The sequence below is a fragment of the Micromonospora sp. MGP-C2 genome (assembly GCF_057766525.1).
In genome coordinates, this window is sequence record NZ_JBYMEN010000002.1 from 639,826 (window position 1) to 656,147 (window position 16,322).

General features: G+C 71.5%; 16 protein-coding genes and 1 pseudogene. 8 read left to right on the plus strand and 9 right to left on the minus strand.

Annotated elements, in window-relative coordinates:
• The first annotated feature begins 239 nt into the window (after positions 1 to 239).
• Entirely contained in the window at positions 240 to 1,613 is a 1,374-nt protein-coding gene (locus AC3CF1_RS02570) for an endo-1,4-beta-xylanase (protein WP_488449431.1), read from the plus strand.
• Positions 1,614 to 1,702: 89 nt separating this feature from the next.
• Here the strand turns inward: AC3CF1_RS02570 and AC3CF1_RS02575 are convergent, their stop codons facing one another.
• The 4 genes and pseudogenes from AC3CF1_RS02575 to AC3CF1_RS02590 form a co-directional block, all read right to left on the minus strand.
• Positions 1,703 to 4,585 (minus strand): glycosyl hydrolase, encoded by a 2,883-nt coding sequence (locus AC3CF1_RS02575; protein ID WP_354983874.1) that lies wholly within the window; start codon positions 4,583 to 4,585, stop codon positions 1,703 to 1,705.
• Positions 4,586 to 4,740: 155 nt separating this feature from the next.
• Positions 4,741 to 5,115 (minus strand): MmcQ/YjbR family DNA-binding protein, encoded by a 375-nt coding sequence (locus tag AC3CF1_RS02580; protein ID WP_354983873.1) that lies wholly within the window; start codon positions 5,113 to 5,115, stop codon positions 4,741 to 4,743.
• A 40-nt stretch (positions 5,116 to 5,155) separates the two neighbouring features.
• Positions 5,156 to 5,746 carry a DUF1223 domain-containing protein gene (locus AC3CF1_RS02585; RefSeq protein ID WP_488449432.1) on the minus strand — a complete coding sequence of 197 codons (591 nt, stop codon included), beginning with the start codon at positions 5,744 to 5,746 and terminating at the stop codon, positions 5,156 to 5,158.
• 31 nt (positions 5,747 to 5,777) lie between these two features.
• Positions 5,778 to 5,852: pseudogene (locus AC3CF1_RS02590) on the minus strand (hypothetical protein); the annotation flags it as partial.
• A gap of 128 nt (positions 5,853 to 5,980) precedes the next feature.
• On the opposite strand from AC3CF1_RS02590, the gene AC3CF1_RS02595 reads away from it, so the two are divergent.
• Complete coding sequence (locus AC3CF1_RS02595) at positions 5,981 to 6,283, plus strand: GNAT family N-acetyltransferase (RefSeq protein WP_088948139.1); 303 nt, start codon at positions 5,981 to 5,983, stop codon at positions 6,281 to 6,283.
• A 43-nt stretch (positions 6,284 to 6,326) separates the two neighbouring features.
• Complete coding sequence (locus tag AC3CF1_RS02600) at positions 6,327 to 7,043, plus strand: isocitrate lyase/PEP mutase family protein (RefSeq protein WP_488449433.1); 717 nt, start codon at positions 6,327 to 6,329, stop codon at positions 7,041 to 7,043.
• Between the two features lie 76 nt (positions 7,044 to 7,119).
• Here the strand turns inward: AC3CF1_RS02600 and AC3CF1_RS02605 are convergent, their stop codons facing one another.
• Both AC3CF1_RS02605 and AC3CF1_RS02610 read right to left on the minus strand, forming a co-directional pair.
• Entirely contained in the window at positions 7,120 to 8,046 is a 927-nt protein-coding gene (locus AC3CF1_RS02605; RefSeq protein ID WP_354983870.1) for a 5'-3' exonuclease, read from the minus strand.
• 59 nt (positions 8,047 to 8,105) lie between these two features.
• Positions 8,106 to 8,333: a hypothetical protein gene (locus tag AC3CF1_RS02610; protein ID WP_088948142.1), complete on the minus strand. Its 228-nt coding sequence runs from the start codon at positions 8,331 to 8,333 to the stop codon at positions 8,106 to 8,108.
• Positions 8,334 to 8,454: 121 nt separating this feature from the next.
• On the opposite strand from AC3CF1_RS02610, the gene AC3CF1_RS02615 reads away from it, so the two are divergent.
• Positions 8,455 to 9,522, plus strand: a complete 1,068-nt coding sequence (locus tag AC3CF1_RS02615) for a DUF4037 domain-containing protein (RefSeq protein WP_488449434.1) — start codon at positions 8,455 to 8,457, stop codon at positions 9,520 to 9,522.
• 189 nt (positions 9,523 to 9,711) lie between these two features.
• Positions 9,712 to 10,599 (plus strand): winged helix-turn-helix transcriptional regulator, encoded by an 888-nt coding sequence (locus tag AC3CF1_RS02620; RefSeq protein ID WP_354983867.1) that lies wholly within the window; start codon positions 9,712 to 9,714, stop codon positions 10,597 to 10,599.
• Here AC3CF1_RS02620 and AC3CF1_RS02625 read toward each other — a convergent pair.
• Together AC3CF1_RS02625 and AC3CF1_RS02630 are read right to left on the minus strand one after the other, a co-directional pair.
• Positions 10,562 to 11,020, minus strand: coding sequence for a hypothetical protein (locus AC3CF1_RS02625; RefSeq protein ID WP_488449435.1), 459 nt, complete (start codon positions 11,018 to 11,020; stop codon positions 10,562 to 10,564). The genes AC3CF1_RS02620 and AC3CF1_RS02625 overlap by 38 nt on opposite strands.
• A 237-nt stretch (positions 11,021 to 11,257) precedes the next feature.
• Positions 11,258 to 12,628, minus strand: a complete 1,371-nt coding sequence (locus tag AC3CF1_RS02630) for a glycosyl hydrolase family 18 protein (protein ID WP_488449436.1) — start codon at positions 12,626 to 12,628, stop codon at positions 11,258 to 11,260.
• 204 nt (positions 12,629 to 12,832) lie between these two features.
• On the opposite strand from AC3CF1_RS02630, the gene AC3CF1_RS02635 reads away from it, so the two are divergent.
• From AC3CF1_RS02635 to AC3CF1_RS02645, 3 genes are all read left to right on the plus strand, one after another.
• Positions 12,833 to 13,948: a M24 family metallopeptidase gene (locus tag AC3CF1_RS02635; protein WP_354983866.1), complete on the plus strand. Its 1,116-nt coding sequence runs from the start codon at positions 12,833 to 12,835 to the stop codon at positions 13,946 to 13,948.
• Positions 13,945 to 15,087: an acyl-CoA dehydrogenase family protein gene (locus tag AC3CF1_RS02640; protein WP_488449437.1), complete on the plus strand. Its 1,143-nt coding sequence runs from the start codon at positions 13,945 to 13,947 to the stop codon at positions 15,085 to 15,087. The genes AC3CF1_RS02635 and AC3CF1_RS02640 overlap by 4 nt, the downstream gene beginning before the upstream one ends.
• Positions 15,088 to 15,195: 108 nt before the next feature.
• Complete coding sequence (locus AC3CF1_RS02645; RefSeq protein WP_488449438.1) at positions 15,196 to 15,702, plus strand: Lrp/AsnC family transcriptional regulator; 507 nt, start codon at positions 15,196 to 15,198, stop codon at positions 15,700 to 15,702.
• On the opposite strand, the gene AC3CF1_RS02650 is transcribed toward AC3CF1_RS02645, so the two are convergent.
• A complete protein-coding gene (locus AC3CF1_RS02650) occupies positions 15,632 to 16,243 on the minus strand; it encodes a histidine phosphatase family protein (protein WP_330467311.1) in 612 nt (203 codons plus the stop codon). The genes AC3CF1_RS02645 and AC3CF1_RS02650 overlap by 71 nt on opposite strands.
• Positions 16,244 to 16,322 lie beyond the last annotated feature (79 nt).

The following is a 16,322-nucleotide window of genomic DNA, read 5'->3' on the forward strand; positions in this document are numbered from 1 at the left end:
CGCACCTCCGCACACGACGTCCGCCCAGGGCATGCCGGACGTCGTGACAGGGCTCCCACCAACGGTGCCGTGACGGCCACCGGGCTCTCGCTCGTCACGGTCCCGCCGGTGGTTGGACGAATCCGCAATCGGCACTGGCGTCGGCGCTGACATCGCCGTCGCCGGTCTCTCCGACATTCGCGGGAGCAGATTCGGGCGCTGCACCTCCATCGCTGAACCACCACAGAGAAGGAAGTCGCATGAAGCACAAACGAGCCCTGCGAGCGGCGGTGACCATCGCAGTGGCCGGCGCCCTGGCAGCCGGAATGACACTGACGATGACCACCGCGGCCAGCGCTGGCACGACCCTGCGGGCCGCGGCGGCGGAGAAGGGTCGCTATTTCGGTGCGGCCGTCGCGACGGGCAAGCTCTCCACCAGCGCGTACACGACCATCCTGAACCGTGAGTTCAACAGTGTCGTGGCCGAGAACGAGATGAAGTGGGACGCCACCGAGCCGCAGCAGGGTCAGTTCAACTACGGCGGTGGTGATCGGTTGGTCAGTCATGCACAGGCCAACGGCATGAGTGTGCGGGGTCATGCGCTGTTGTGGTATCAGCAGCAGCCGGGCTGGGCGCAGGGGATGTCGGGTAGCGCGTTGCGGAACGCGGCGATCAATCATGTGACGCAGGTGGCGACGCATTTCCGGGGCAAGATCCACTCGTGGGATGTGGTGAACGAGGCGTTCGCCGACGGTGGTAGTGGTGGGCGTCGTGATTCGAACCTGCAGCGCACCGGTAACGACTGGATCGAGGCGGCGTTCCGGGCCGCGCGGGCGGCGGATCCGGGTGCGAAGTTGTGTTACAACGACTACAACACCGATGGGATCAACGCGAAGTCGACGGGCATCTACAACATGGTGCGGGACTTCAAGTCCCGTGGGGTGCCGATCGACTGTGTGGGTTTCCAGTCGCACCTGGGCACGTCGTTGGCCGGTGACTACCAGGCCAACCTGCAGCGTTTCGCCGACCTCGGCGTGGACGTGCAGATCACCGAGCTGGACGTGATGACCGGCGGCAACCAGGCCAACATCTACGGCTCGGTCACCCGCGCCTGCCTGGCTGTCTCGCGTTGCACCGGCATCACCACCTGGGGCGTGCGCGACTGTGACTCGTGGCGGGGTTCGGACAACGCCCTGCTCTTCGACTGCAACGGCAACAAGAAGGCCGCGTACACGGCCGTCCTGGACGCGCTCAACGCCGGCCCGGGCATCCCCACGGACCCGCCGCCGACGACCCCGCCGCCCACCGACCCGCCGCCCACGACCCCGCCACCGGGGACGCCGGACGGTTGCTCGGCGTCGGTGTCGGTCAACTCGTGGACCGGTGGGTTCGTCGCCACCGTGAAGGTGACCGCCGGTTCCGCCGGGACGAACGGGTGGAACGTCAGCGTTGCGCTTCCCGGTGGCGCGAGTGTCACCAACACCTGGAGTGCGACGGCCAGTGGCACCACCGGCACGGTCCGGTTCACCAACGTGGACTACAACGGTCGGCTGGGTGCCGGCCAGGTCACCGAGTTCGGTTTCCAGGGCAACGGCAGCGCCTCCGGCCTGGCGCCCACCTGCACCGCTTCCTGAGCACACGATGACCGACTGACGTCGGCCGGTGCGGAGAACCACGACGGTCCTCCGCACCGGCCGACATCAGGTCGCGCCGTGCAGGTCGATCAGGAGTACGGAAGCCGCAGCACCGACTGGTTGCCGATGCCCACGGTGCTCGGGTTGTTGCCGATCGCCGACCAGACCTCCACCCGGACCGTGCCGTTGCTCAGTGCGCCCAACGTGCCGGTCGCCGAGGAGAGGCCGGCGTTCTGGGTGTAGTGCTCGTAGCCGGGGACCGGGTCGGTGGCGAAGTAGCGCAGGGTCTCCACCCGCTCCCAACTGCCGTTGCCCGTGAGGTCGTAGGAGATCCGCACCTGCACGCCGTTGCCGACGGCCGTCCCGGCGTCCACGAACAGGTCGAACGTGGTCTGCCCGCCGGTGTAGGCGAGGTTGAGGCCGGTGGCCGTGAAGACCTGCGCGTTGGTGGGCGTACCGTCGCGGTTTCCGTTGGCCGCCGCGACAGTCGTCGTGGCCGCGCCACCGGCGGCGCCCAACCCGCCTCCGGGCAGCAGGTACCGCGTCGGACCGCCCGTGGCCGGCGGCGGGGTGGTCGTCGGCGGGGGGTCCGTCGGCGGGGGGTCCGTCGGCGTCGTCGGGGGAACGCCGCCGGCTGCGTTGCCGCCGCTCCAGGTGTACGCCCCGGTGGTGGCCGTCTTGCCGGCTCCCACGGTGAGCGTGGTGCCGTTGGAGAAGGTCACCGTGATCGGCGCGGCGGTCGGGTTCGATGCCACGTAGGTGCGGGCACCGTTGCGCGAGAAGACCGCCGACAGCGGATGGTTGCCGGTCACCGTCGTGTCGACATTGCCCAGGGCCGCCAGGTTGCGGATCCAGTGGAAGGTGTGCGCCCGGCTCTCGCCCTCCTCCGGGGTGTAGCCCGGGTTCGCGCGGAGGTTCGCCAGCGCCGCGTCGGGGTCGCCGAGGGCCTGGAACTGCCAGAGGATGTCCTGCCACACCGTCGGTTGTCCGCCGTTGTTGCGGACGAGCTCGGCGTAGTTGGTCCGCACGTACGCCGGGTTGTTGCCCAGGTAGAGGTGACCGCCGGTGACCGGCAGCAGGTTGATGCCCTGGATCATCTCCGGCTCGGCGCTGAACCAGGTGGCGTACGCGCCGCCGTCACCCCAGACCATGCCGACCGTCGAGTGCCCGAACGCGGCGGGGAAGTTCTGGTCGCTGACGTCGAACCAGTATTCCTGGATCGCCGCGGCCTGCGTGGTGTAGAGGAAGACACCCGCGTCGCGGACGGCGGTGTCGCCGGTCGTCTGCCCCCACTGGATCAGGGCGCTCGCGAAGTTCATCCCCTCCGACGAGGACTCCTGGTTGTTGCCGGAGCCGAACGAGCCGTGCCCGGACGCCCAGTCGTGGCCGGCGTAGATGTCGAAGTCCCGCAGGTACGGGAAGCGGGTGTCGTCGCGACGGTAGTTGTTGGCGTCCCGGATCAGCAGGTCGACCATGCCGCCGTAGCGGGTGGTGGCCGCCCAGGTCGGGTCGAACTTTGCCAGGGTCGCGGCGGCGGCGATGTAGTAGCCGTAGTGGAAGTGGTGGTCGTTGAGCTCCTGGTCGGATCCGTACGACGCCGGGTAGCCGATCAGGGTGCCCCAGGTGTTGTCGTAGTAGAAGACCCTGCTGGTCTTGCCGCTGGACGCGGTGAACCAGTCGGTGAGCGTGCTGCGGATCGCGTTCAGCGCGCTGTCGCGCGTCGTGGTGTCGTTGACCTGGTCGGCGATCTCGGCGATCCGCGCGGCGCGGCCGAGGCCCTTGCCCGTCCAGTAGGTGTCGTTGCCCCGCTGGTCCATCGGGTTGGCGCGGGTGGCGGCCAGGTGCCCGGTGAGCGTCGACAGGTCACCACCGCTGCCGTCACCGACGGCCGGCAGCTCCGGCAGGATGCCCTGGAACTTCATGGCGGTGCGGAACTGGTTGACGCCGGTGAGCACCTTCATCCGGCCGCGCGCCGACGGGTAGGTCGGCGTGATCGCGGTGGAGCCGCTCAGCGACTTCCACTGGTGCGGGTAGAGGCTCACCACGGTCTGCGTGGCGGTGCCCTCCCGGGGGGTAGTGGTGAACGCGTACGTGGTGGTCAGGCCGCTGGTCGCGGGGTTGTAGGCGTACGAGACCTGGGTGCCGGTCACGTGGGCGTGCGCGTACTGACCGTAGGTGGCGGCCAGCGCGGCGCGCTCGGTCGCGCTGGACGTCGGCGGCAGCAGGGCGACGGAGAAGTAGCCGCGACCGGCCAGGGTGGACGAGATCCGGCCCGACGCCACGGTCCAGCTGGCGCCGCTGGGGGCGAACCCGACGTAGTCGTGGCCGTTGACCCGGAAACCGATGGTGGCGCCGCTGTTGGACCAGACGTCGGGGGTGCCGGCGGTGCTGATCTGCGCGTTCCCGCCGGTGGTCTGGAAGTACGCGAAGGGCAGACCGTGGCCGATGGTGGCGCGCATGGTGCGCGTGCCGTCGCTCCAGTGCGGGCTGACCGTCCAGTCCGTCCAGCCGTCGACCTTCACCAGGGGAGCGGCGAGCCCGGCCACGCCGACCCGGATGTCCTGCACGTACGGGTAGTGGAACTCACCGACACCGGTGGCGGTGCCGCTGATGGCGGGAGTGGAGTTGCCGGAGAAGCCGAGCCCGTCACCGAAGGTGTCGTACGAGATCGGGTGGGCGTGCAGCGGCTCACTGAACGAGCAGTCGGTGCGCTTCCACAGCAGGGAGGACCACCAGTCGTTTGTGGGTATCGGGCCGGTGGGCGCGTTGGCGGTGGCGAACTGCCGGGGGTTGCTGGACATCGCGCCGCACCCGCTCGGCAGCGGACCGACGGGGGTGGTGGTGTAGCTGCCGGCGCCGACGGGCGCGGCTTCGGCGGCGCGGGTGACGGGGATCGCGAGGCCGCCGACGATCAGGGCCAGCGCGGTGGTGGCGGCCAGGACCCATCGGCGGTGGGGGACGGGAGGTTTCATGGTGCCTCCATCGCGCGTCGGGTGCGGCCCTTGCCGGCTCCGACGCGTTGCGTCTGAATTGGGGGGAAGGTCGGGTGAGAGAGCGCTCTCACGGCCACGGTAGTGGAGCACCTAGATCCCCGTCAATGTGTCCATCCTGTTGCGTACTGATGTCGCTATTTGCCGGCGCCCTCGGGCTCGCTCAGCAGTGCCTCCGGCGCGCGCATCCGCCACGCGTCCGTCACCAGCTCGTCCAGGCGTTCGAGGTCGATCTCCGCCAGCCGCAGCAGCACCAGGGGCAGGCCGTCGTAACCGGGCGCGGTGAAGAAGACGTCCGGTTCGCCGAGCAGGAGAGCCTGCTTCTCCGCCTCGTCCCCGACGAACAGCACCGCGATGTCGAGTCGGATCACCCGCGGCCGGCCCGGCACCCGCTCCGGATAGGACCAGACGAAGCCCTTGTCGGCCACCCGGAAATCGAAGCCGTCACTGGCGATCTCCACCACGTGCGGCAGGGCCAGCGCCACCCGGCGTACGTCCTCCGCGTCAACCACCGGGGCCCCTCACACCGCGTACCGTCCGCATGTGCCGAGATTACGCGGTGGACAGGCCGATAGCGGTCGCCCCGATGACGGCCCGGTTGCCGCTCTCCTGCACGTAGCCGACGACCATGGCACCGCGCGGATCGAGATCGGGCGGCACCGTCAGCTCCATCCGTCCGCCCTCAGCGCCCGCTCCCACCGACGTGAAGGCCCGTACGACGTTGTCCTGCCGTAGCGTCCGCCCGGCGTTCTCCCCCCGGGCGATCTCGCTGTCCAGGCCGCGTTGCACGATCGCCACGTTCAGCACCGCGCCCTCCGGTGGGTGATCGACCTGGTAGTCCAGCACCACCCGCGGCCCGCCGACGTCCGGTGCGGACAGCGTGAGGGTGGTGGCGGCGGTCGTGGCCAGGGCGGACGCGATCGCACCGGCCGCCCGTCGACGATCGGACCCGACGAACTCGACGGTGCCGTTGACGACCATCTGCGGCGTGTACAGACGTCCGGAGCCGAAGGCCCGGGCGTACGCCTCCTGCCGCGCGGTGTAGGCCGCGTCGGCGAACTGGTCGGGCCAGCCCAGATCGTCCCAGTAGTCGACGTGGAACCCGAGGCCGAAGAACAGGTTGGCCCCGTTCCCGGGCGTCACTCTCGATCTCGGTCAGCAACTCCTCGGCGGGAGGGCAACTGGAGCAGCCCTGTGAGGTGAACATCTCCACGACCGCGAAGCCGCCGTCCGTCGATGGGTTCGTCATGTGGCGTGTCTCCTCCCACGTGCCGGCTGCGGCGCTGCGTTTCCCGTTCCGGCCCGGACAATGCGCGGCGGGTGCTCTCCTGCTGGCCTCGGGGGAGGCGTCACCGGCGCGGGTGGTTGGATGGTCGGGTGCAGTTCACCGTGACAGACGCGCCGGAGCGGGAGCGCTTCGAGGCGCGCGATGAGGCGGGCGTGGTCGCCGGGTTCGTCACCTATCAGCTGACCGGCTCGATCATCGCCTACACCCACACCGAGGTCGATCCGGCGTTCGAGGGCCGGGGCGTCGGGTCGACGCTGGCTCGCGCTGTGATGGACGACGCGCGCGCCAAGCGCCGGACCGTCGTGCCGATCTGCCCGTTCCTCGCCGACTGGCTGGTCAAGCACCCGGAGTACGAGGGCATCGTGGTCCGCTCGACCCGCAAGGTCAAGTAGACCCGCCCCCGTCCGCCCTTCATCCCGTCGGGAGACGTGCACGATGACAGCTCAGACCTTCCGGGCGCTGCACCACGGCCGCGCCCTCGGAGACCCGCTCGTCCTCCCCGGTCCCTGGGACGCGGCCAGCGCGCTGGCCTTCGTCGAGGCCGGCTATCCCGCGCTCGCCATCCCCAGCGCCGGGGTCGCCGCCTCGCTCGGCTACGAGGACGGCGCTACCCCGCCCGACGAGATGTTCGCCGCGGTGGCGCGGATCGTCCGGGCCGTATCCGTGCCGGTGTCCGCCGACGTCGAGGGCGGGTACGGCCTCACCCCCGGCGAGCTGGTCGGGCGGCTCCTGGAGACGGGCGCCGTCGGCTGCAACCTGGAGGACTCCGAGGGAGGCGCCACGCTGAAGGATCCCCAGCGGCACGCGGACTGGCTGGCCGAGGTCCGCGCGGAGGCTGGCGACGCGCTCGTCATCAACGCGCGCGTCGACACGTTCCTCGTCGGCGTAGGTGACCCGGCCGAGGCGGTGGCACGAGCCCGCCTCTACACCGCCGCCGGCGCCGACTGCGTGTACCCCATCCTGGCGCCGCCGGAGCTGCTGCCGGTGCTGCGCGAGGGCATCACCGGCCCGATCAACATGGTCGCCGGCGCGGACAGCGAGTCCGTGGCCGAGTTGGCGCGCTGGGGCGCGACGCGCATCACCTTCGGGCCGGCCATGCAGCGGTACGCCATCGGGGCGGTCGGCGACCTCGCGGCACGACTGCGTGCCTGAGCCCGCCCGCCGCCCCGGGAATGATCAAGCGCCAGCCGCGCGGCGATCGGTCGGGCGCCAGCCATGCGGTGGTCGGTCAGGCGTCGGCGCGGGCGGCGAGGGCGTCCACCAGGCGGCGGGCCGAGCCGGCCAGGTTCCACCGTCCGGCCAGGTCGAGCAGCCGCTCCGGATCGACCGGGGCGGTCGGCAGCGCGGTGGACAGCTCCGGCAGTGGCACGTCCAGGGCGACCCGGACCACCGTCGGCGCCACGGCCAGGTAGTCGCGGGCCGCGGCCAGCTTGGTGCGCAGGCCCGGTGCGAAGGACGAGTCGGAGTCGTCCAGCGCGGCCAGGATGCCGGCGATGCTGCCGTACCGCTCGATGAGCCGGGCGGCGGTCTTCTCACCCACGCCGGCGACCCCGGGCAGCCCGTCGCTGGGGTCGCCGCGCAGCGCGGCGAAGTCGGCGTACCTGTCGGCCGGGACGCCGTAGCGTGTACGCACCGCGGCGTCGTCGCAGTCGTCCAGCTTGGCGACGCCGCGCCCCACGTAGAGCAGCCGGACCGGCCGGGTGTCGTCGATGAGCTGGAACAGGTCCCGGTCGCCGGAGACCACCTCGACCGGGCCGGGCTGGGTCACCGAGAGCGTGCCGAGCACATCGTCGGCCTCGTAGCCGGTCGCGCCGACCGCGGTGATGCCCACGGCGGTCAGCACCTCCAGGATCATCGGCACCTGCGGGGAGAGCGTGTCCGGGACGATCTCGCCGCCCTGCGGGGCCACCCGGTGCGCCTTGTACGACGGCAGCAGGTCGACCCGCCACGCCGGGCGCCAGTCGTAGTCGAGGGCGCAGACCATCCGGTCGGCGCCCCGCACGCGAATCAGGGTGGCGAGCATGTCGAGGAAACCGCGCACCGCGTTGACCGGGGTGCCGTCCTCGGCCTTGGCGGCGGACTCCGGAATGCCGAAGTAGGCCCGGAAGTAGAGGCTCGCTGCGTCGATCAGCAGGATCGGGGGTCGGTGTGCCACGCCGGACAGCCTGGCACAGCCGTCCGACGATCCGGGGTACCCCCGGCCGCCCAGTGCTGTCAGCGCTGGTCGTCGTGCCGGTAGACGGTCTCCCGCCGGGCCAGGTGCTGCACGACGTAACTGGTCACCAGCAGCAGGATCGCCACCAGCACCTCGACCCAGGCCGCGACGCCGTCGGCGACGGTGAGCCCGATGATCAGCAGAGCCAGGCCGACGAGCGCGAGGACTCCCGCCCACAGTTGGCGGCGACGGCGTGTCGCCGCCCGGTTCGCCTCGTTCCCTGCCACGTCGGTCCTCCCGGTCGGGGTCGCCCGCGCGGGACCCCGATCCCAGGCTAGGGCCGCGGGGGACGCGCCGGGCCGGAAAACGACCGTGCGGGCTGGTCGCCGCGCGGCGCAGACTGCCGGTATGGCGTTTCTTCCCGGCCTGACGTTGGCCCGTCGCTACCACGACGAGGTGGTCGCGCCGATCCTGCGCCGCCGGTGTCCCGACCTGCCGTACGCGGCCGGACTGCTCGACGGCGGCTCGGAGTTGCTCGGCCTGGACACCGTGCGGTCCACCGACCACGACTGGGGGCCACGCGTGCAGCTGTTCGTCCCGGCAGCCGAGGCGGCCCGGGTCCCCGCGCTGCGCGCCGCGCTCGACGCCGAGCTGCCGGTGGAGTTTCTCGGTTGGCCGACCCGCTTCGTCGGCGACGACGGGCGGCTGGGCGTCTCCGACCCGGAGGGCAGCCGGCACGGGGTCGACGTCGCCGAACTGGCCGGCTGGTGGCGCGACCGGCTCGGCTTCGACCCGGCCGTCGGGGTCACCACGGCGGACTGGCTCGCCACCCCGACCCAGCGGCTGGCGGAGGTGACCGGCGGCGCGGTCTTCCACGACGGTCTCGGTGGGGCGCTGACGGCCCGGCGTACGGCGGTCAGCTGGTATCCGACGGACGTGTGGCGCCACGTGCTCGCCTCCGCCTGGACCCGGATCGCCCAGGCGGAGCACCTGCCCGGCCGGTGTGCCGAGGTCGGTGACGAGCTGGGCAGCCGGGTGGTGACCGCCGGGCTGGCCCGGGATCTCATGCGGCTCGGTCTGCTGCTGCACCAGCGTTGGCCGCCGTACGACAAGTGGCTCGGCACGGTCTTCGGCCGGCTGGACGACGCCGAGCCGGTGGTCGTGGCGCTGGCCGACGCGCTCGGCCCGGGCGACTGGGCGCGGCGTCAGGCGGGGCTGGTCGAGGCTCTGGAGACGGTGGCCCGCTGGACCGACGAGACCCGTCTCGCGGTGCCGGTGCGCGCCCGGGCGCGGCCGTTCCACAGCCGCCCGTTCCTGGTGCTGCGCGCCGAGCGGATCGCCGCCGCGCTGAGTGCCGCCGTGACCGACCCGGCGCTGCGTGTCCGGCCGCTGGTGGGCGCGGTGGACCAGTACGTGCACAGCGTCGATGTCCTCACCGACGCGGCCCGGGTGCGCCGGATCGCCGGCAGCGTCTGATCAGCCGCCCGGTCACCGACCTCCGACGCCGACCGCCGACCCGACCATGCTGGTCGTGCCGGCGGTCCACCAGCGCCAGAACACCCCGGCCCGTTCGTCGACGTGCATGTCGCCGTCCCCCGTTCGCCGAGCCAGCACGTTCCAAACTGGAACGGACTATAGTCGGAGCGGAAGCAACGGAGGTAGCGGGTGCGGCGAGAGGATCTTGCCGATGCGGACTGCGGCATCGCGCAGGCGCTCGGCGTACTGGGGGACTGGTGGACGTTCCTCATCGTGCGCGACGTCGCCGGTGGGACGACCCGCTTCGACGCGTTGCAACGCGAGCTGGGCGTCAGCCGACGGGCGCTGACCGAGCGCCTCGGCGCGTTGGTCGAGCACGGTGTGTTGGAGCGCCAGCCGTACTCACGACACCCGCCGCGCTACGACTACCTGCTCACCGCGAAGGGCGAGGGGCTCCTGCCGGTGCTGATCGCCCTGCAGGACTGGGGAACGAGGCATCTGATGGGTGATGGAGAGTTGACCGCGACGGCCGACGCCGGGTCTGCCGAGGCGCGCCGGGCACACGGCCTGATCGGGCGGCGGTTGCCCGAGGCCGTGCTGCCGGGTGCCGACGGTCAGCCGGTGTCGGTGGCCGCGACGGGCGCGTGGAGCGTCCTCTACCTCTTTCCCGGGGCGTACGCGCCGGGGACGCAGGGCTATCCGCCGGCCTGGTCGGAGATCCCCGGCGCCCGGGGCTGCACCCTCGAATCGACCACCTACGCGAAGCGGCACCCGGACTTCCGGGCCGCCGGGGTACGGGTCTACGGGATCAGCACGCAGCGACCGGACCAGCTCGCCGACTTCTCCGCGTACGCCGGGCTGCCGTTTCCGCTGCTGTCCGATCAGGACGGCCGGTTGGCCGCCGGGCTGCTGCTGCCCGTCTTCCGCGCCGGCGGGATGACCCGGTTCAAGCGGCTGACGCTGCTGGTCGACCCGCAGGCAGTGGTGCGAGCCGTGCAGTTCCCGGTCACCGACCCGGCCGGCTCGGTGGAGGAGATGCTCACCCTGGTCCGCGAGCACGCAACGATCCCCGGCTGACGCGGGGCGTCGACCGGGCGCCCGTAGCGCTGGTCCGTCTGCGAGCCAGCACAGCCGTGGCGACCTGCGCGATCCAGATGGCACCGGCCATGGTCATTATCGGGGGGACGAGGTTCGGGCCAGAGATGTGGAACGGCTGCGCGGTCATCGCGACCCCGAGCATGAGGCACCCCACCCACGCCCCGATCGTGCAGACGGCGTACGACACCGTGACGTCGGAGCTGGACTTCATCCTCCCCACGTACCGGCCCACGGTCGGGGGTACGGCCAGTATCAGACCGAGCGGTATGGCAAAGAGAACGAACGCGCCGAACACCAGACCGCCGCCGGCGGCGATGCTCACGCAGATGAACAGGATCGGAATGACGGTCGGGGCCGACCACTGCCCGCGGTGCACGACCCGCTGGAATCTGGATCCCATTGCACGTCCTCAGTCGGTCGGCAGCCTCCGGCCGGAGCCCGATCGGTCCACATCTATGATCGGCCGCAGGGTCGGGTCACTCTAGCTGCCAACGGCGTGACCTGCTCGCAGACGTCAGCGCGTACGCCGTTGCCGCTGCTGACCCATCCGGATGACCCTGCCTGCCCTGGCTCGCGAGCACGCACCGATCCCCGGCTGACGCGGGGGCGTCGACCGGGGATCGTTGCGTCCGAACCGTCAGGCCGGGAGCGTCCAGCGCTGGTTGGCGCCAGCGAAGCAGTCCCAGATCTGCAGCCGGGTGCCGTCGGCGGAGCTGTTGTCGCTGGCATCCAGGCACTTGTTCGACTGCGGGTTGCGCAGCGTGCCGTTGGACTGCGACTGCCAGACCTGCGCGCCGCTGCCGTTGCAGTCCCAGAGCTGGATCTTCGCGCCGTTGGCGGTCGAGCCGTTGGTGATGTCGGCGCACTTGCCGAGGGCGCGTAGCGTGCTGTCGCTGGCGACGGTCCAGGTCTGCGCGTTGGTGCCGTTGCAGCCCCACAGCTGGATGGGGGCGCCGTTGGCGGTGCTCGCCGAGGCCACGTCGACGCACTTGCCGCCGATGCCGGTGATCCGCCCGGTGCGGCCGGTCGGCGGAGGCGTGGTGCCACCCATGATCGTGTCGTACATCGCGCTGACCAGCGAGGTCGAACCGGTGGTGTCCTGCGACAGCTCCCAGTTCATCACGCCGCCGGCGTTGGCGAGTGCCCACTGCGTCTTGCGCTTGACCGTCGGGATGCCGTTGTAGCACTGCTGTGCGCCACCGGCCGTGGTGCAGTCCCGGTTGGCGTTGGCCGGGTCCAGCGCGACCAGTGCCGAGTAGGTGAGGTAGCCGGGGCGGCTGTAGAACGGGATGCCGAGCACGGCCTTGCTGGCCGGCAGGCCCCGGGCCTTCCACAGGTTGATGCTGTTGATCGACCAGTCGTAGTTGGCGTGCGGGCTGCCGCCGTCGTACGCCATGATGTTGAGCCAGTCGACCTGGTTGAACACGGCCGTCTGCACGCCGTCGACGGAGTAGCCCTCGCTGACCACGGCGGCGGTGAGCAGCTTGCCGCGGCTGTGCATCGCGCTGCCGAGCTGTGTCATGAGCGCCGTGTAGTTGTTGGCCGAGGCGCCCGGGTCGGGGTATTCCCAGTCCATGTCGACGCCGTCCAGGTTGTACTGGTTGACGAAGTTGACCAGGTTGTTGACGAAGGTGGTCCGGCTGCCGGAGTTGGCGGCCAGGGCCTCGAAGGCCGAGTCGTTGCCGTCGTTCCAGCCGCCGACGGCGATCGACACCTTGACGTTGTTGGCGTGCGCGAGGGAGACCAGCGAGGAGAGCTTGCTCGGGTTCTCGACCGCACGCAGGCTGCCGTCGTTGTTGGGCAGCACGAACGCGTAGTTGATGTGGGTGAGCTTGTTGTACTGGATGGTGTTGACGTTGCCGGCCCAGGAGGGCATGTAGCCGACGCTCTTGAAGTTGTTCGGCAGCACCACGGCCTGCGCGGCGGTGGGGGTGATGGCGAGGGTGGCGCCGGCGGTGGCCAGCGCGAGGAGGCCGGCGGTGAGGGCGCGGCGCAGTGGTGAGGACATCGGGGGGCCTTCCCGTGGGCGGGGGACGACGCCCGCCCGCGCAGGGTTGTCGCGGGCGGGAGTTGCGGGGGGACGCAGGGACGGGTGGCCTCGAGGCAGCCAAATCTTAAAGAGTGTTAACTGTGCGCGTCAATCAACGTCGATGGATTTTCCGACGATCGGTGTCGATATGGGGTTTGCCCAAACGACCGTTAAGCTGACGGGGTGGGAATCGACGAGCTGTATCCGCCGGATCGGCTGATCGCCGCGCAGCGCGCCACCGCCGCCGCCGGCCTGGACGCCCTGCTGCTCACCCCGGGGTCCGACCTGCGCTACCTGACCGGCTACGACGCCCACGCGGGCGAGCGGCTGACCTGCCTGGTGCTGCCCGCTGAGGGCGAGCCGACCCTGATCGTGCCCCGGCTGGAACGCCCGGCGGCGGAGGCGTCCCCCGCGCCCGCCACCGGGGTCCGCATCGTCGACCACGTCGACGGCACCGACCCGTACCCCCTGGTGGTCGCCGCCCTCGACGGCCCGCCGGCGGCGGTGGGGCTGGCCGACCGGATGTGGGCCGAGCAGGTCCTCGCGCTGCGCGCCGCGCTTCCCGGCGCAACGCAGCGGCTGGCCGGGGAGGTGCTGCGTGAGCTGCGGATCCGCAAGTCCCCCGCGGAGGTGGCGGCGCTGGCCGAGGCCGGTGCGGCCATCGACGAGGTGCACCTGCGGATGGGCGAGTGGCTGCGCCCCGGCCGCACCGAGGCCGAGGTCGCGACGGACATCGCCGCGGCGATCCGGGCCGCCGGGCACGTCAGCGTCGACTTCGTCATCGTGGCGGCTGGCCCGAACGGGGCCAGCCCGCACCACGGCACCTCGGACCGGCCGATCGGCGTCGGAGAGCCGGTGGTGGTCGACATCGGCGGCACGATGCCCTCGGGCTACCGCTCGGACTGCACCCGCACCTACCTGGTGGGCGGGCCCGCGCCGGCCGACTTCCTGGACTACTACACGGTGCTGCGCGACGCCCAGCGCGCGGCGGTCGCGGCGGTGCGGCCCGGGGTCACCGGCGCGGCGGCCGACGCCGCGGCGCGGGAGCCGATCGCCGCCGCCGGCTACGGCCCCGCGTTCCTGCACCGCACCGGGCACGGCATCGGTCTCGACGGTCACGAGGAGCCCTACCTGGTGGCCGGCAACGACCAACCCCTGGAGGCCGGCATGGCGTTCTCCATCGAACCGGGGATCTACCTGGCGGGCCGACACGGCGCCCGTATCGAGGACATCGTCGTCTGCACAACGGACGGCGTGCAACGGCTCAACACCACCCCCACGGAGCTCATCGCGCTATGACTGTCGACCGGATTCTCCCCACCGACGAGGCCCACGACCTGCTGGGTCTCGCCACCGAGCTCGCCGACCGCGAGCTCGCGCCGAAGGCCGCCGCCTTCGAGGAGCGCGCCGAGTTCCCCCGCGAGGTGCTGCGAACCCTCGGCCGGGCGGGCCTGCTCGGGCTGCCCTACCCCGAGGAGTACGGCGGCGCGGCCCAGCCGTACGAGGTGTACCTGCAGGTGCTGGAGATCCTGGCCAGCCGGTGGCTCGCGGTCGCCGAGGCGGTCAGCGTGCACACCCTGTCCTGCTACCCGGTGGCGGCGTTCGGCAGCGACGAGCAGCGCAAGCTGTTGCCGGACATGCTCGGTGGCGAGTTGCTGGGCGCGTACTGCCTCTCCGAGCCGCAGGGCGGCTCCGACGCGGCGTCGCTGAGCACCCGGGCGGTCCGGGACGGGGACGCGTACCTGGTCTCCGGCACCAAGGCGTGGATCACGCACGCGCGGACCGCCGACTTCTTCAACGTCTTCTGCCGCACCGGCGGCTCCGGCCCGAAGGGGATCTCCTGCCTGCTCGCCGACGCGGGCACCCCCGGCATCGCCCCGCAGGCGGCCGAGCGGACGATGGGTCTGCGCTCCTCCCCGGTGGCGCAGATCGCCTTCGACGAGGCACGGGTGCCTGCCGACCGGTTGATCGGCGGCGAGGGCGTGGGCTTCACCATCGCCATGTCCGCGCTGGACTCCGGCCGGTTGGGCATCGCGGCGTGCGCGGTCGGGCTGGCCCAGGCGGCCCTGGACTACGCGGTCTCCTACGCCCGGGAGCGGCAGCAGTTCGGTCGGTCCATCATCGATTTCCAGGGCCTCGGCTTCCTCCTGGCCGACGCGGCCACCCAGATTTCCGCCGCCCGTGCGCTGACCCTCGCGGCGGCCCGGTTGCGGGACGCGGGTCGCCCGTACGCGATCGAGGCGGCCAAGGCGAAGCTCTTCGCCACCGACATGGCGATGCGGGTGACCACCGACGCGGTGCAGGTGCTCGGCGGCGCGGGCTACGTGGCCGATCACCCGGTGGAGCGGTACATGCGTGAGGCCAAGGTGTTGCAGATCGTGGAGGGCACCAACCAGATCCAGCGTCTGGTGATCTCCCGGGCGCTCGCTCAGGGCTGAGGACGGCGCGTGGTGGTGGGCTGCGGTGGTCCGCCGTGGCCCACCGCCCGCGTGGCCGCGTCGGGTGCTGCGTCGCAGTCGGGCGGTTTTCCCGGTAGGTTGCACGCCGTGGAGGAGATCGACCGCGCTATCGTCGCCGCGCTGACCGCCGACGGCCGTCTGTCGTACACCGACCTGGCCGAGAAGGTGGGCCTGTCGGTGTCCGCGGTGCACCAGCGGGTGCGCCGGCTGGAGCAGCGTGGGGTGATCAAGGGGTACGCCGCCCGGGTCTCGTTCGAGGCGCTGGACCTGCCGCTGACCGCGTTCGTGGCGATCCGCCCGTTCGACCCGTCGCAGCCGGACGACGCGCCGGAGCGGCTGTCCCACCTGCCCGAGATCGACTCCTGCTACTCGGTGGCGGGGGAGGACTTCTACATGCTGCTGGTGCGGGTGGCCAGTCCGGCCGACCTGGAGCGGGTGTTGCAGGAGATCCGCACCTCGGCGAACGTCACGACCCGGACCACTGTGGTGCTGTCCACCCCGTACGAGAACCGGCCGCCGAAGATCAGTGCCGCGGTGCCGAGTCGGTCGCGGTCCCGGGGGCCGGAGGAGCCGGCTGGTTCCACCGCAGGATGACCTGTCGGCCGTGCTCGTGACCGAGTGCGCTGACCGTGGCGGTCTCCAGGCGGAGCCGTCCGCCGGCGGACGGGGGCAGGCCGATCCAGCGGGCGCCGAGCACCCGCAGACTGTGCGCGTGACCGACGAGCGCGACGGTGCCGCGGTCGAGCAGCGGGGTGACGCGGGCCAGCACCCGGTCGAGCCGTTCGCCCACCTGCGCGGGTGACTCGCCGCCGGGGCAGCCGTCGGTCCAGATGTTCCAGTGCGGCTGGTCGGCGTGGATGTCGACGGTGGTGCGGCCCTCGTACTCGCCGTAGTTCCACTCGCTGAGGTCCTCGTCGACGGCGTCGACGGTGAGGCCCGCCAGCTGCGCGGTGCGCAGCGCCCGGGAGCGGGGGCTGGACAGCACTGTCACGAAGCGCCGGCCGGCCAGGAACGCGGCGAGAGTGCGCGCCTGTCGCTCGCCGTCGGGGGTCAGCTCCAGGTCGGTGTACGAGGTGTGCCGCAGGCTGGCGCTCCACGTGGTTTCGCCGTGCCGGATCAGCAGGAGCTCTCCCATGCGGCCAGTTAACCACCGTGGCCGGGGCCGACATGCGGCCCTCCCTCAACCTATCTTCCTAGGATGCCTTAGCGGGTGT

Bases quoted from the DNA above. Each gene is read 5' to 3' on its own strand.
- AC3CF1_RS02650 (WP_330467311.1), bottom strand. From the start codon at position 16,243: ATGGGAGAGCTCCTGCTGATCCGGCACGGCGAAACCACGTGGAGCGCC.
- AC3CF1_RS02570 (WP_488449431.1), top strand. From the start codon at position 240: ATGAAGCACAAACGAGCCCTGCGAGCGGCGGTGACCATCGCAGTGGCC.
- AC3CF1_RS02640 (WP_488449437.1), top strand. From the start codon at position 13,945: ATGACTGTCGACCGGATTCTCCCCACCGACGAGGCCCACGACCTGCTG.
- AC3CF1_RS02575 (WP_354983874.1), bottom strand. From the start codon at position 4,585: ATGAAACCTCCCGTCCCCCACCGCCGATGGGTCCTGGCCGCCACCACC.
- AC3CF1_RS02630 (WP_488449436.1), bottom strand. From the start codon at position 12,628: ATGTCCTCACCACTGCGCCGCGCCCTCACCGCCGGCCTCCTCGCGCTG.
- AC3CF1_RS02625 (WP_488449435.1), bottom strand. From the start codon at position 11,020: ATGGGATCCAGATTCCAGCGGGTCGTGCACCGCGGGCAGTGGTCGGCC.
- AC3CF1_RS02600 (WP_488449433.1), top strand. From the start codon at position 6,327: ATGACAGCTCAGACCTTCCGGGCGCTGCACCACGGCCGCGCCCTCGGA.
- AC3CF1_RS02615 (WP_488449434.1), top strand. From the start codon at position 8,455: ATGGCGTTTCTTCCCGGCCTGACGTTGGCCCGTCGCTACCACGACGAG.